At 68.8% G+C, this 14,301-nt stretch carries 10 protein-coding genes; 7 read left to right on the top strand and 3 right to left on the bottom strand.

The features are described 5' to 3' along the window. Positions 1 to 4 precede the first annotated feature (4 nt). On the bottom strand, positions 5 to 976 hold the full coding sequence (locus tag DL990_RS27230; RefSeq protein WP_125800339.1) for a hypothetical protein: 972 nt from the start codon (positions 974 to 976) through the stop codon (positions 5 to 7). Positions 977 to 1,051: 75 nt separating this feature from the next. Between DL990_RS27230 and DL990_RS27225 the strand changes: the two genes are divergently transcribed. The 6 genes from DL990_RS27225 to DL990_RS27200 all read left to right on the top strand — a co-directional run bounded on the left by DL990_RS27225 (position 1,052) and on the right by DL990_RS27200 (position 10,945). After that, positions 1,052 to 1,330, top strand: a complete 279-nt coding sequence (locus DL990_RS27225; protein ID WP_125800338.1) for a hypothetical protein — start codon at positions 1,052 to 1,054, stop codon at positions 1,328 to 1,330. A gap of 94 nt (positions 1,331 to 1,424) precedes the next feature. Beyond that, entirely contained in the window at positions 1,425 to 7,223 is a 5,799-nt protein-coding gene (locus tag DL990_RS27220; RefSeq protein WP_125800520.1) for a type I polyketide synthase, read from the top strand. Next, positions 7,223 to 7,693 (top strand): thioesterase family protein, encoded by a 471-nt coding sequence (locus DL990_RS27215; RefSeq protein WP_125785550.1) that lies wholly within the window; start codon positions 7,223 to 7,225, stop codon positions 7,691 to 7,693. The genes DL990_RS27220 and DL990_RS27215 overlap by 1 nt, the downstream gene beginning before the upstream one ends. Before the next feature lie 28 nt (positions 7,694 to 7,721). Next, positions 7,722 to 8,234: a flavin reductase family protein gene (locus DL990_RS27210; RefSeq protein ID WP_199746639.1), complete on the top strand. Its 513-nt coding sequence runs from the start codon at positions 7,722 to 7,724 to the stop codon at positions 8,232 to 8,234. A gap of 21 nt (positions 8,235 to 8,255) precedes the next feature. Beyond that, a complete protein-coding gene (locus DL990_RS27205; protein ID WP_125800337.1) occupies positions 8,256 to 9,284 on the top strand; it encodes an NAD-dependent epimerase/dehydratase family protein in 1,029 nt (342 codons plus the stop codon). Beyond that, a complete protein-coding gene (locus DL990_RS27200) occupies positions 9,281 to 10,945 on the top strand; it encodes an acyl-CoA carboxylase subunit beta (protein WP_370451377.1) in 1,665 nt (554 codons plus the stop codon). Before DL990_RS27205 ends, DL990_RS27200 begins: the two co-directional genes overlap by 4 nt. 31 nt (positions 10,946 to 10,976) lie before the next feature. Here DL990_RS27200 and DL990_RS27195 read toward each other — a convergent pair whose 3' ends face one another. Continuing rightward, positions 10,977 to 11,705 carry a TetR/AcrR family transcriptional regulator gene (locus DL990_RS27195; protein ID WP_125800336.1) on the bottom strand — a complete coding sequence of 243 codons (729 nt, stop codon included), beginning with the start codon at positions 11,703 to 11,705 and terminating at the stop codon, positions 10,977 to 10,979. 90 nt (positions 11,706 to 11,795) lie between these two features. Then, positions 11,796 to 12,569: an AraC family transcriptional regulator gene (locus DL990_RS27190; RefSeq protein ID WP_125785546.1), complete on the bottom strand. Its 774-nt coding sequence runs from the start codon at positions 12,567 to 12,569 to the stop codon at positions 11,796 to 11,798. 693 nt (positions 12,570 to 13,262) lie between these two features. Here DL990_RS27190 and DL990_RS27185 point away from each other — a divergent pair. Further along, positions 13,263 to 14,108, top strand: a complete 846-nt coding sequence (locus DL990_RS27185) for a hypothetical protein (protein ID WP_125800335.1) — start codon at positions 13,263 to 13,265, stop codon at positions 14,106 to 14,108. Positions 14,109 to 14,301 lie beyond the last annotated feature (193 nt).

Raw genomic sequence — 14,301 nt, 5'->3', positions numbered from 1 at the left:
CTCCTCAACCCCACGGGGCGACGGGGTACCAGGGGATGATGTCGCGCCGTGCGAGCAGGCGGACATCCCAGTACAGAACGGTGAACACGCCGGCCACGATCAGCGAAACCGCGATCAGCACGGTCAATCTGCTCGGTTTGGCGGCGATCCACCGCCGGAGCCGTCCACCGGCGAAGGTGGCGAGGATCAGGAACAGGATGGCCATGATCACGATGTTCCCGACCGACTGCAGGACGAACGCGGCCGCGCCGTAGAGCGGGTTGTGACTCTCCGCCGCGTCACGGAACATCTGCCGGAACAGGGCGAACGGCCTGCCGATCAGGAAGCCGCCGATCAGCACTCCCATGAACACCATCGGCGCCTGGGGAAAACGCCGCGAGACACGCGCGAACGGGTCGGGCACCACCTTGAGCGCGGCCAATCCCAGGTAGAACATGATCAGGCCGATCAGCCCGAACACCACCAGCGACTGGACACTGCGCGCGGACAAGGCGCCCGGCGCGTTCGAGGACGTCGCGAACTGGGGCATCGTCGTGCCGACGAAGCCGACCAGCGCACCGTAGACGGCCGAGATCGCGATCATCCCGACCGACAGCCAGCCCAACGGTTTCAAGGCCTGCGCGAATCTCGTCCACCTGCTTCCGGTGGAGCCCAGCATGGGCGCCATCGCACCGAATACCGCGATATTGCACGCGGTGAACGTGCCGGCGATCCCGGAGACCAAGGCGAACATGATCCCCGCGGCGACCCCGGCGATCGGGGTTTCCTTCACGTCGTGCCCGAGCAGCGTGTTGGCCACGTTGTCGCCGATGACCCGGTCGACGAACTCCGCCGACCAGACGACCGTCAGCAGGAATCCGCCGAGACAGCTCAGTAAGATGATCAACCATCGCCTGCCGGGAACGTATCCCGGCACGAACGCCGATGACGCGGGCGAGTCGCCCACCCTCACGGATTTCACGCTTTGCTGCACCATCTGCGTCCCCTCGACCGAGAGCTGTGCCTCGGACAACATAAACGACAATCGCCCCGCGAGGTGCCGCCGAAGGGGATGACCGCACATTCCGACAAGATGTTCGGGATCGTGCTCAATATCCGAGGTGCGCCCGCCGTCGTCGGCGCGGGCCTGCTTCGTGATCACGTGGCCACCCCGTCGGACACCAGCGTAACCGCCTGGTCAGCCTACCGGGAGTCGCCGATTCATAACGCTTCCATGGAATTGCGCGCCGTCCCGAAGAATCACGCCGTTATGCCGTTTCGGCTGCTCACAGGCCGACTGACCGCACATTCGAAGATGCCCCGGGAGACGTCAACAGGCAGCCTCGAGTAGCAGGTTGGCGAGTTTATCCTTTCACCGAATAAGTGCCGCATTCGGCGAGTGCATTTCTGTTTATCGACGTCATCGGCGGAGGACCCGGAGAATGATGAGCAACACGCGAATAGCAATCGTCGGCATCGGCCTACGCTATCCGGACGCGAGTTCCACCGACGAATTGTGGGACAACGTCCTCGCAGGTCGCCGGGCGTTTCGCCGTCTCCCCGACGAGCGGATGAACCACACCGACTACTTCTCGGCCGACCCGGCCGCGCCGGATCGCTTCTATTCCAGCAAGGCCGCCGTGCTGCGTGATTTCGAGTTCGACCGGGTGCAGTACAAGGTCGCGGGCAGCACGTTCCGATCGACCGACATGACCCACTGGCTCGCCCTCGACGTCGCGGCACAGGCGCTTGCCGACGCCGATTTCCCTGGCGGTGAAGGACTTCCGAAGCAGTCCACCGGCGTCGTCATCGGCAACAGCCTCACCGGTGAATTCGCCCGTGCCAACCTGATGCGGTTGCGCTGGCCTTACGTACGCCGGACGGTCGCCGCCGCGCTGGCCGAAAAGGGCTGGGACGACGGCACGGTCGCCGAGTTCCTCCAGACCCTGGAGCCGAAGTACAAGGCGCCGTTCCCGCCGATCGACGAGGACACCCTCGCGGGCGGGCTCGCCAACACCATCGCCGGGCGGATCTGCAACTACTTCGACCTCGCCGGCGGCGGGTACACCGTCGACGGCGCCTGCTCCTCGTCCCTGCTTTCCGTTGTCACAGCGGCGAAATCGCTTATCGAAGGCGACCTGGACGTCGCTCTCGCGGGCGGTGTGGACCTCTCGATCGACCCGTTCGAGGTGATCGGTTTCGCCAAGACCGGCGCACTGGCCACCGGCGACATGAAGGTGTACGACCGGGATTCCAACGGCTTCTGGCCCGGCGAGGGCTCCGGCGTCGTGGTGCTGATGCGCGAGCAGGACGCGCTCGCCCGCGGCAAGAAGATCTACGCGTCGATCACCGGCTGGGGCGTGTCGTCGGACGGCAAGGGCGGCATCACCCGCCCGGAGGCAGGCGGGCACCGGCTGGCCATTTCCCGCGCGTACCACCGGGCGGGTTACGACGTCGGGTCGGTTTCCTACTTCGAGGGCCACGGCACCGGGACCGCGCTGGGCGACGCCACCGAGATCACCGCGCTGTCGTCCGCCCGCCGTGACGCCGCCCCGGAAGCCCCCAAGGCCGCGCTCAGCTCGGTCAAGGGCAACTTCGGGCACACCAAGGCCGCGGCCGGGGTCGCCGGGCTGATCAAGGCCGCGCTCTCGGTGCACAACCAGGTCATCCCGCCGGGCACCGGCCAGCAGGATCCGCATCCGTTGCTGCTCGAGGACGACGCGACGATGTTCGTCCCCGCCGAAGCCGGGCTGTGGCCGCAGGACCAGGAAATCCGCGCCGGTGTCTCGGCCATGGGCTTCGGCGGGATCAACACGCATATCGCGATCGAGCAGGCGCCGGGGGTGCGGCGCCGCACCGAGTTGCCCAACCGCGCCACGAACCTGGTCGGCGGGCGTCAGGACGCCGAGGTGCTGCTGCTGGACGCGGCCGACGCGGACGCGCTGCGCGACAAGATCGCGAGTCTCGAAGAGCTGGTCGCGAAGCTGTCCTACGCCGAACTTTCCGACTTGGCCTTCACCCTCGCCGGATCGCTGTCCGGCCGGCCCATGCGTGCGGCGCTCGTCGCCACCGGGCCCGAGGAAGCCGTCCGCAAACTGGTCAAACTCCGCACCCTGCTCGGCTCGGGAACGACCAAGATCTTCAACGCGTCCGAAGGCATCTTCGCGGGCCTGGGCGGCAAAGCACCGAAGATCACTTTCCTGTTCCCCGGTCAGGGTTCCGGCCGCGGCGCGGTCGGCGCGATCCGGCGCCGGTTCCCGATCGCCGAAAGCATCTTCCGTGAGGCCGGCGTGTCCGCCCAAGGCGACCAGGTGGCCACCGAGGTCGCACAGCCGCGGATCGTGGCCGGTTCGGTGGCCGCGTTGCGGGTGCTGGACAACCTCGGCATCGAGGCGAACGCGGCCGTCGGGCACAGCCTCGGCGAGCTCACCGCGCTGTCCTGGGGCGGGGCGATGGACGGGACGAAGGTACTCGAGCTCGCGGCGATCCGCGGCAAGGTGATGGCCAGTGCCAGCCGTGGTGGCGGCACGATGGCGAGCCTCGGGACCGACCCGGAGAAGGCGCTGCACCTCGCGAACGGGCTCGGCGTGGTCATCGCCGGCTACAACGGGCCCGACCAGACGGTCGTCTCCGGCGCCGTGGAGGCGGTCGAACTGGTCTGCAAGAAGGCCGTCGCCGCAGGCGTCAACGCGACCAGGATCAACGTCTCCCACGCGTTCCACTCCCCCTTCGTCACCCCGGCGGCGGGCGCGATGGCCGAACGGCTCGCCGGGATCGGCTTCCGCCCGCTGACCGGGAACGTCGTGTCCACCGTGACCGGCGACGTCCTCGCCCCGGACACCGACCTGCGCGAGCTGCTGCGCGAGCAGGTGCTCGAGCCGGTGCGTTTCCACGCCGCCGCCGCCAAAGCCGTCGAGGGCGCGGACCTCGCGCTCGAAGTCGGGCCCGGCCGGGTCCTCGCCGGACTGCTGACCGGGATCTCCCCGGACACACCGGTGCTGTCGATGGACACCGACAACACTTCGCTGGCTCCGCTGCTGTCCGTGGTCGGTGCCGCGTACGCGGCGGGCGCCTCGATCGACACCACCGTCCTGTACGCCGGACGCGCGGTGAAACCGCTGCCGATCGAGACCGAGTTCAGTTTCCTTGCCAGTCCTTGCGAAACGGCCCCGGAGATCAGCGCGGATCTGCTCGTCGCCGCCGACGCCGCCGACGTGCGGAACCCGGCTGGAACCGTGGCCGAGGAAGCGGACACGAAGACCTCCACGCTGGAACTGCTGCGCAGGCTGGCGGCCGAGCGCGTCGAGCTGCCGCTGGAAGCCGTCGGCCCGGACACCCACCCGCTCGACGACCTGCACCTGAGTTCGATCACCGTCGGCCAGATCGTCAACGAGGTCACCCGCGAGCTCGGCAGGCCGCCGCTCACCGCGACGCCGAACTTCGCCACCGCACGGTTCGGTGAACTGGCCGAGATCATCGACCAGCTCGCGGACACCGCGCACGATGCCGGGCAGCCGTCGGGGGAGGCTCCGGGGGTGGCGTCCTGGGTGCGCCCGTTCGCGGTCACCTGGACCGAGCAGCCGCGCGCCGTCGCCGCTCCGCACGCCGGCACGGAGACGAGTGACTGGGCGGTGTTCGCCCCCGACGGACACCCGCTCGCGGAGCCGCTCGCGCCCGCGCTGGCCACCGCCGGCCTCGGCGAGGGTGTGCTGCTGTGCCTGCCTCCGGACTGCGACGAGCACCAGGTCGGGCTGTTCCTCGACGCCGGCCGCGCCGCGGTGTCCCGGCCGAACGGCACCCGGTTCGTCGTCGTCCAGCAGGGGCTCGGCGCCTCGGGCCTGGCCAAGACACTGCATCTGGAAGACCCCTCGGCGCCCACCACGATCGTCGAGCTCCCCGATGTCCTGACGGTCGATCCGGACGCGATCCGGCTGGCGGTGACGCGGGTCGTGTCCGAAACCGCGGGCACCGCCGGTTTCGCGGAGGTGCGATACGCCGCGAACGGCACGCGCTCGGTCCCGGTGCTGCGGCCGATGCCCCGGGTCGCCGCCGAGCCGTCGAACCTTGGCGAGACCGACGTCCTGCTCGTGACCGGTGGCGGCAAGGGAATCACCGCGGAAAGCGCCTTGGCCATCGCCAAGGATTCCGGCGCGAGGCTCGCCCTGCTCGGCCGTGCCGACCCGGCGGAAGACACGGAACTCGCGGCCAACCTGGAGCGGTTCGAAGCCTCCGGGGTGCGGTACTCCTATCACCGCGCCGACGTCACTTCGGCAGGCCAGGTCGCCGCCGCGGTGGCGGCCGCCGAGGCGGAACTCGGCCCGGTGACCGCGATCCTGCACGGCGCGGGCCGCAACGAGCCGGACTCGCTGTACAGCCTCACGGAGGAGAAGTTCCGCGCGACACTGTCGCCCAAGATCGACGGGCTGCGCGCGGTACTGGCCGCCGTCGATCAGGACCGGATCAAACTGCTCATCACGTTCGGCAGCATCATCGGCCGGGCGGGCCTGCGCGGAGAGGCGCACTACGCCACCGCCAACGACTGGATGAGCGAGCTGGCCGTGCGTTTCCAGGCCGAACACCCGCGGGCGCGGGCGATCGCACTGGAGTGGTCGGTCTGGTCCGGCGCGGGCATGGGCGAGCGGCTGGGTGTCGTCGAGGCGCTCGAGCGGGACGGCATCACCCCGATCTCCACGGAAAACGGCCTCGCGGTCCTGCGCCAGGTGCTCGGCGACCCGGAACTGGGCCCGGTGCTGGTGGTGAGCGGGCGTACCGGCGGGCTGCCGACGCTGGCCCTGCGACGTCCGGCGCTTCCGCTGCGACGCTTCCTGGACCGCACCCTCGTGCACTACCCGGGTGTCGAGCTGATCACCGAGGCAGGCCTGTCCGAGAGCAGCGACCCTTACCTGTCGGACCATCTGCTCGACGGTGACCTGCTGTTCCCGGCGGTGATCGGGATGGAGGCGATGACGCAGGCCGCCATCGCGCTCTCCGGGAACGAGGGGCCCCCGGTGCTGGAGAACCTCGAGTTCCTCCGGCCCATCGTGGTGCGACCGGACAGCTCGACCACGATCCGCCTCGCCGCGCTCGCCGTCGACGGGGACACCGTCGACGTGGTGATCCGCAGTGAGGAGACCGGCTTCGGCGCCGACCACTTCCGCGCGACACTGCGCTGGCCGCGACCGGACCTGTCCGGGGAACCGGCGGCCGTCGCGACCGGGCTGCCCCCGGTCCCGGTGGACCCCGCCGCCGAGCTCTACGGCGGGATCATGTTCCAGGGCAAGCGTTTCCAGCGGTTGCTCGCCTACCGGCGGGCCGGTGCCCGGCACGCGGTGGCCGAGGTCGACGCCCGTCACCAGACCGGCTGGTTCGACACGTTCCTGCCGCAGGAGATGGTGCTCGCCGACCCGGGGACGCGGGACACCGCGATGCACGCGCTGCAATGCTGCGTGCCGGACGCCACCCTGCTGCCCGAGCGGATCGAGCGGATCCACCTCATGCCGCCGGACGACGTGCCCGACTTTGTCGTGCTCGACGCGAAGGAGCGTGCGCAGGACGGCGACAGCTACACCTACGACATCGACCTGTTCACGCCGGACGGCTCGCTGCTGGAGCGCTGGGAAGGCCTGACGCTGCGGGCGGTCCGCAAGAACGACGGCGCCGGCCCGTGGGTCGCGCCCATGCTGAGCGGATACCTGGAGCGCTCGCTGGAGCGGGTGCTCGGTGGCAGCAGGGCGGTCGTGGTCGAGCCGGACCCCAAGACGGTGGCCGTCCCCGAACGGCGTGCGCAGACCGCGCTCGCACTGGGCAGGGCACTGAACAAGCCGGTATCGGTGCGCTACCGGCCCGACGGCAAGCCGGAGATCGACGGCGCCGACGTCTCCGCGGCCCACGGCGCGGGCCTCACGCTGGCACTGGCGGGCACCGGGCGGATCGGCTGCGACGTCGAGGTGGCGATCACCCGCTCCGAACGGGACTGGGCCGAACTGCTCGGCGACCGGCAACTGTCCGTCCTGAGCCTGCTCGGCGACGAGATGTCCGTGGCGGGAACCCGGATCTGGGCCGCGTTGGAATGCCTGCGCAAAGCGGGCGCGACGACCCAGGCGCTCACCGTCGACAAGATCCACGCCGACCGGTGGGTGACCCTGTCCGCCGGGGACGCGGTGATCGCCACCTGGGTGACCCGGATCGAGGACGTCCCCGATCCGGTCGTGTTCGCGGTACTGACCGGCAAGGAGGGGCGCTGATGCCCGGCTATTTCGAGATCCGGCACACCGTCGGGTTCGAGGAGACGAACATCGTCGGCAATGTCTACTACGTCAACTACCTGCGCTGGCAGGGACGGTGCCGGGAGATGTTCCTGCGGGATCGCGCGCCGGGCGTGCTGGCCGAACTCCAGGACGACCTGAAGCTGTTCACGCTCAAGGTCGAATGCGAGTTCTACGCCGAGATCACCGCCTTCGACGACCTGTCGGTGCGCATGCGGCTCGAAGAACTGACGCAGACCCAGATCCAGTTCAGCTTCGACTACGTGCACCTCAAGGAAGGCCTCGAACTCGTGGTGGCCAAGGGACGGCAGCGGGTCGCGTGCATGCGCGGCCCCAACGCCGACACCGTCCCGGCCAGGGTGCCCGAAGAGCTGCGGGCGGCACTCGCCCCGTACGCCGAATCGCCGTCCGCCGCTCGCGCGGCGCTCATGACCGCCGCGGGAGGATGAGATGACCAGCAACGGACAGTCCGTGCCGATGTCCACCGCCGGTTTCCGGCAGGCGGCCGATCCGACGCCGGTCTCGCTGCGCGAGGCGATGGCCCAGTTCGCCACCGGGATCACCGTCGTGACCGCGCCCGGCGAGCGCTGTCACGGGATGACCGCCAACGCGTTCAGCTCGGTGTCGCTCGAGCCGCCGCTGGTGCTGTGCTGCATCAGCCGTACGGCCAGGATGCACGCCGCGATCGTGTCGTCACGCACGTTCGCGGTGTCCATGCTCGGCGCCGATCAGGAACATCTGGCGCGGTACTTCGCCGACCGGAGCCGTCCGAACGGGGTGGCCCAGTTCGACGCGGTCGACTGGGTGCCGGGCCCGCGCACGGGTGCCCCGCTGCTGTCCGGTTCGCTCGCCTGGCTGGAATGCGAGCTGACCGAGTCCTATGACGGCGGCGACCATTCCATCTTCCTCGGCCGGGTGCTCGATTCGCGCCGGATCCCCGACCAGAAGGCGCTGGTGTTCTACGCCGGCGCCTTCCATCGGGTGGCCTGACCCGTGAAACGGAGACGTTCGATGCTGGTAAGCGTCACCGGCGCGACCGGATTCCTCGGCTCCCACTCGGTGGCCGCGATCGCCAGGGCGGGCCATTCGCTGCGCCTGCTCGTCCGCGACGAGTCCGCTGTGGACAGATCGCTGGCACCGCTCGGCGTCGACACGAGCGCGATCGAGGTGATCACCGGGGACGTGACCGACGAACGCCGGGGCGCCGCGCTGGTGCGCGGCGCCGACGCCGTGCTCCACGCGGCCGCCGTGTACTCCTTCGACAGCAGGCAAAGACGCGTCATGTGGCGCACCAACGAAATCGGCACCGCCGTGGTGCTCGATGCCGCACGGCGCGCGGGGGCCGGGCGGATCGTGCACGTGTCCACGGTCGGGGCGATGCTGCCCGCGGCGGCGGGCACGCTGCGGGCGGACACGCCGGTCGGTACCGCACGCGAGCCCTATCTCGCGAGCAAGGCCGCCGCCGAGGAGATCGCGCGGCGTCACCAGAGGGAAGGAGCGCCCGTCGTGATCACCTATCCGTCCGCGCTCATCGGGCCACACGACCCGTATCTCGGCGACCAGAACGCCAGGCTGCGCAACGCTTTACGCGGTCTCATGCCGATCTGGCCCGCCGGCGGTTTCCCGGTGGGGGACGTCCGTGACACGGCGAGTCTGCACGCGCGCTTGATCGACGCCGACATCCTGTCGGGTAACCGTTTCTTCGGCCCCGGCACCTATCTGTCCACCCGGGACTACGTCCGGACCCTGCGCGAGGTGACCGCCAGGGCGCTGCCCGCGGTCTTCCTCCCAGCCAGGGCGATGACACCGGTCGGCCGCCTGACGGGGGCGCTGCAGCGCGTGTGGCCATGGCACATCCCGGCCGAGTACGGCGCGATCTACCTGTGCGGCTGCGCGACCGGGGTGGCGCACGGGGAACCCACCGGAGGCGTGACCGCGCGGCCGGTCGCCGATTCCATGCGCGACACGGTGCGCTGGCTGCACGAACGGGGACTGCTCGCCGACCGGCAGTCCGGCCGGATCGCGAAGGCGGTGGCATGAGTACCGCGGAGTTCGACTTCATCCCCGTGCCCCACCACCGGCCCGATCCGCCGCGCCCGGTCAACGGGCACCGTCGTGACCGGCCCGCGCCCGCCCCCGCGCCGCCTCCCGAACGGACGATGAGCCTGCTGCGCGAGCAGCGCGACGCGCTCCACGAGCGGGCGACGGCGGGCAACGCCAAGGGAGTGGACCGGCAGCACGCCCTCGGCAAACGCACCGCACGCGAGCGGCTCGACCTGCTGCTGGACCCCGGCTCCTTCACCGAGATCGAGCTCTACCGGCGTAACCACGCGAGCGGGTTCAGGATCGGCGAGAACCGGCCGCACACCGACGGCGTGATCGCGGGTTCGGGCACCATCGACGGCCGCCGGGTGTTCGTGTACGCCCAGGACTTCACGATCTTCGGCGGTTCGCTCGGCGCCGCGCACGCCGCGAAGATCCACAAGGTGATGGACCTCGCGCTGTCGACCGGCTCGCCGATCATCGGGATCAACGACAGTGGTGGCGCACGCATCCAGGAAGGGGTGCTGGCGCTCGACGGCTACGGCGGGATCTTCCGCAGGCACGTGGCCGCCTCGGGGATCGTCCCGCAGATCAACGTGGTGCTCGGGCCGTGTGCCGGCGGGGCGGCCTACTCCCCCGCGCTGGCCGACTTCACGTTCATGGTCCGCGACACCGCGAAGCTCTACCTCACCGGTCCGGACGTGGTCGAAGCGGTGACCGGTGAGCGGGTCAGCCATGACGAGCTCGGCGGCGCCGACGTGCACGGGAAGCGATCCGGTGTGGCCACCTTCGTCCACGACGACGAGGAGAGCTGCCTGGACGACGTGCGGTATCTGGTGTCGATGCTGCCCGCCAACAACCTCGACCTGCCGCCCCGCGCCGGGCCGCGGGACGCGCGGCACGACAGCCGCCCGCGACTGGCCGAAATCGTGCCCGCCGAACCCAACAAGCCCTACGACATACGGTCGGTGATCACCGAACTGGTCGACGACGGCGAGTTCCTGGAACTGCACGAGAGCTGGGCGGCCAACATCGTCTGCGTGTTCGCCCGCATCGACGGCGAGGTCGTCGGGCTGGTCGGCAACCAGCCGTTGGTGCTGGCCGGGGTGCTGGACATCGAGGCCGCGCAAAAGGCCGCCAGGTTCGTGCGCTTCTGCGACGCGTTCGGGATCCCGCTCGTCACGCTCGTCGACGTCCCGGGCTTCCTGCCGGGCACCGAGCAGGAGTACGGCGGGGTGATCCGGCACGGCGCGAAGCTGCTCTACGCCTACTGCGAGGCCACCGTGCCGCGGATCCAGGTCATCCTGCGCAAGGCCTACGGTGGCGCGTACATCGTGATGGACTCGCGGTCCATCGGCACCGACCTGTCACTGGCGTGGCCCACCAACGAGATCGCGGTGATGGGCGCGGAGGGCGCCGTGAACGTCCTGTTCCGCAAGGAACTCGCCGACTCCGCCGACCCGGCGGCACTGCGCACGACGTTGATGGACGAGTACCTCGACGAGCTGGTCCACCCGTATTACGCGGCCGAACGCGGCCTGGTGGACGACGTCATCGATCCGGCACGGACCAGGGCCGCCGTGGCCTCGGGGCTGGCGATGCTGAAGGACAAGCAGCGCCAGCCCGCCCGGCGCAAACACGGGAACGTGCCGCTGTAACGAGGGCGCCGGTGTTCAGGAGCCCCGGTGTTCAAGAGCCACAGAGACAACCGGTGGGCGAAGGCGCGGCGGCGGCGTGCGACCCGTTCGGCACCGAGCCCGCCGCCGCCGGGAACTCGGTGCGCATACGTTCGCGCGATCCGGCGACGGACCGTGTCGCCTCATCCTTTCCGTCGCCGGCGCCCACCATCAAACCCACCAGCTGCACCTCGAAACAATGATCGGCGTCCCACGGACTGAGCAGATAATCGCCGAGTTCGAGGGTCACCAGGCCATGGGTGGCGATCCACATCTGATGCGCCACCAGCCCGGCGTCGGCCGGGGAGAAACGGCCGGCGGAAAGGCATCTGCCCACGCACTCGACCACGTTCGACAACGTGTACCGGCCGTGCTGCCGATCTTTTTCGGACAACGAGAAACCGGCGAGCGAGGCACCGCCGAACATCACCGCGTACAGATGCGGATTCGCCAAGGCCGTATACCGGTAGGCGCGACCGAGCAGCGCCATGTCGGCCACCGGATCAGCTGTCTTGCACACACTCGTCATATGTTGCTGAAGCCGGGAGAAACCCTCGTGGACGATCTCACGGACAAGACCGCGCATGCCGCCGAAATGGGTGTAGACCCCCATTGTCGAACTTCCCGCCGCGGCGGCCACACGGCGCGTCGACAACGCTCCCGGCCCCTCCTCGGCCAGGAGCCTTGCCCCGATTTCCAGCAACGCCCGCTTCGCCTTCGGGTCCGACTTGCGCGGGCTCATGAAACAGACCTGCCGAATATCGACATCTAGTACCCTTCGATGATCGCGGTGAACTGTTCGCAAGATCGTCGAGCGAGCGGCGGGACGAACTCAACTGGCGCGTTCTTGGAGCGCGGCCGTACGCACGTCGAGCAGGGCGAGCAGCACCGGCGGATCCATCGCCCTGGCGGGCCGCAGGTCCAGGTCCACGTCGATCACCGGAACGTCCTGATGCACGACGAGCGGGCCACGCGAACCGACGAACGGCGCGCCGTCCGGGCCGATCGAACCGGTCACGGTCTCCTCGGCACCCGGCGCGACGGACTGGGCGAGCAGGTACCAGGTTCCTTCCGGCACGCTCTCGAGCACGAAATCGCCCGGTTCGGACAGCACGCTGCAGCTGACCGGATTGCCCTGCGGAATGGGGTCCCGGAACAGGCCGACGAAGGTCAGGCCCCGTTCCCCCTCGCCGCATACCTGCATATCGCCACGGAGAGTCGACGACCGGCACTCCAATTCCGAACCACGCCGCTGAGCCGGAACCGGCGCATAACCGCGCAATTGCCGGTACGCGATGGGCGAAACCCCGACGCTCTCCTTGAATCGCGAACTGAAGGTGCCAGGGCTGTTGTAGCCGACCTGGTAACTGATATCCGCGACGGTGAACGCGGTGGAAACGAGCAGTTTCTTCGCTTCCTGGATCCGCATGGCGGACAGGAAACGCGCCGGCGAAACTCCGGTCACCCGTTGAAAGACTCTGGTAAAGTGGAATTTGCTGAACATGGCACTCCGCGCCATATCGTCCACTGTCAGGCGCTCGCCAAGATTCTCCTGCATCGAAACGATCACACGCTCGACCACGACTTGCTCTGAGAATTTGTCCATAGCCCCCAGCCCCTGACCCCCTACGTCATGGCAGTCAACATATCAGGCGATAAAGGGGGCGGCAATGCTCGCAGCGGGCATATCACACTAAGTACTTAGTCAATAACACACTAACAAACTCCCGACCTCGGCGGGTCGACCATTCGGCGGCAAGGCCGCCGCTGTTCGGCGGAGAGATTGCGCCGATCGAGTGACATTTTCGCGGTCAGTTACCGACAATGAATTCTGCCGCCGAGTTGAGCATAACCGAAGTAGCCCGCTTTAGCGCTCGCCACTAAGATAACGTACACCCCTTTGATCAACTCGGTAATATTCCGTTCACAAGCCCGTATTCGATGCCCGTTTGGGCGTTCAGCGGAACGGACGGGTCGGCGTCGAGGAGCGCGGCGGCACCCGCGCCGCGCACGAAGCGGCCGCTTCCGACAGGACAGGGGTGCCCCCAATGTGGCATTGGGGACGCCCAGTGCCCCCAATGCCACATTGGGGGCACCACGACACCGCGTAGAGCGGAGCCGTCACGAATCCGGATTGCGGTCGCGAAGGTTGCGAAGCCGCCCATGACCCTGCCCGCGCGGACAGGATGAAGCGAACCTTCGGGCAACCCTCCGCCGCAATGGCTCCATGAAGCAACCCTGTTCCGATTCTCACGTCTTCCGGACAAAGCTTCGAACAATGACGCGAGAGGGGCGCCGAATGGAATTCACGGCGAAGAAGACGATCAAAATGGCCATCGCGGGCGGAGCGATCGCCGCCACCGCGTTTCTTTCCGCGTGCGGCGGGAACGATGTCTCGGGAAATGGTTCCCCGGTGCGGAACGCGGCCGTCGAACAGGTGCCGGACGGCGGCGGGCAGGGAGCGGCCGCCGGCGGCTCCGGCGCCGTCGAGTCTTCCGACGGTGACGTCAACTGCAGCAAACACGGCGGCCAGGTCGGCGCGCCCGGACGGCGGAAGATGGACCTGATCGCGGTGGCCGCCACCGACGGCACCATCCCTGGCTGCACCGAGGCGTTCACCGTGATCGCCGAGTACTACCGGAAGCTGCCGCAGGCCGAAGGCCCCGGCGAGCGGGTGCTCGACGTCCGGGGGAAGTGGACCTGCGCCCGCCAGGCGGACTCGGCCGGCGAGCAGGGCGCGGTGGTCTGCGGCGTACCCAACAGCTCCCTGCAGTTGGAAACCAGGCCCGTGGGCGGCACCGGGAAGGCACCCGTCGAGCAGCCCCGTGAATTCCCGAACTCCACCCAGCAGGTGCAGTTCACCGGGTACGACGCCACCGTCCAGATGGTCCGCTTCCAGTTGCTCACCCCGCGGGATGACGGCAAGACCTACCGGCTTCCGCTGCACGAGGACGCCGAGGTGCTCAGCGCGGCCACGCTGTGCCCGGCCGACTCGGCCACCATCGACGACGAGGGCTACGGAAACAAGCCGTGCGGCCAGGACGAGCTGGTCCAGCAGCTCCGGGAAGGCAACCCGGTGACGGCGAGGATCAGCGTGGACGGCGAAGACCGGATCACCACGGTCAAGGAGATCTACCACCCCTGACCAGGGGATCGAGGGCAGGCGGCCGGGGGTCCACCGGCCGCCTGTTTCCGCACTCGGACATCCGCCGCTCCGAACTCAGATGTTCTCATCATCCGAGTTCGGACCGGCGGCCGCGGCGAGTCGTCCGTCTGGACACGTGTGTCGTCCGCCGGATCACGCGAACCCGCCATCCGCGCACAGGCAGTGGCTATTC

Source organism: Amycolatopsis sp. WAC 01416 (assembly GCF_003947485.1).
Taxonomy (GTDB): domain Bacteria; phylum Actinomycetota; class Actinomycetes; order Mycobacteriales; family Pseudonocardiaceae; genus Amycolatopsis.
Note: the sequence above shows the minus strand (reverse complement) of the source record. Positions and strands in the feature narration are given on the sequence as shown.

Bases quoted from the DNA above. Each gene is read 5' to 3' on its own strand.
- DL990_RS27230 (WP_125800339.1), bottom strand. From the start codon at position 976: ATGGTGCAGCAAAGCGTGAAATCCGTGAGGGTGGGCGACTCGCCCGCG.
- DL990_RS27225 (WP_125800338.1), top strand. From the start codon at position 1,052: ATGACCGCACATTCCGACAAGATGTTCGGGATCGTGCTCAATATCCGA.
- DL990_RS27220 (WP_125800520.1), top strand. From the start codon at position 1,425: ATGAGCAACACGCGAATAGCAATCGTCGGCATCGGCCTACGCTATCCG.
- DL990_RS27215 (WP_125785550.1), top strand. From the start codon at position 7,223: ATGCCCGGCTATTTCGAGATCCGGCACACCGTCGGGTTCGAGGAGACG.
- DL990_RS27210 (WP_199746639.1), top strand. From the start codon at position 7,722: ATGTCCACCGCCGGTTTCCGGCAGGCGGCCGATCCGACGCCGGTCTCG.
- DL990_RS27205 (WP_125800337.1), top strand. From the start codon at position 8,256: ATGCTGGTAAGCGTCACCGGCGCGACCGGATTCCTCGGCTCCCACTCG.
- DL990_RS27200 (WP_370451377.1), top strand. From the start codon at position 9,281: ATGAGTACCGCGGAGTTCGACTTCATCCCCGTGCCCCACCACCGGCCC.
- DL990_RS27195 (WP_125800336.1), bottom strand. From the start codon at position 11,705: ATGAGCCCGCGCAAGTCGGACCCGAAGGCGAAGCGGGCGTTGCTGGAA.
- DL990_RS27190 (WP_125785546.1), bottom strand. From the start codon at position 12,569: ATGGACAAATTCTCAGAGCAAGTCGTGGTCGAGCGTGTGATCGTTTCG.
- DL990_RS27185 (WP_125800335.1), top strand. From the start codon at position 13,263: ATGGAATTCACGGCGAAGAAGACGATCAAAATGGCCATCGCGGGCGGA.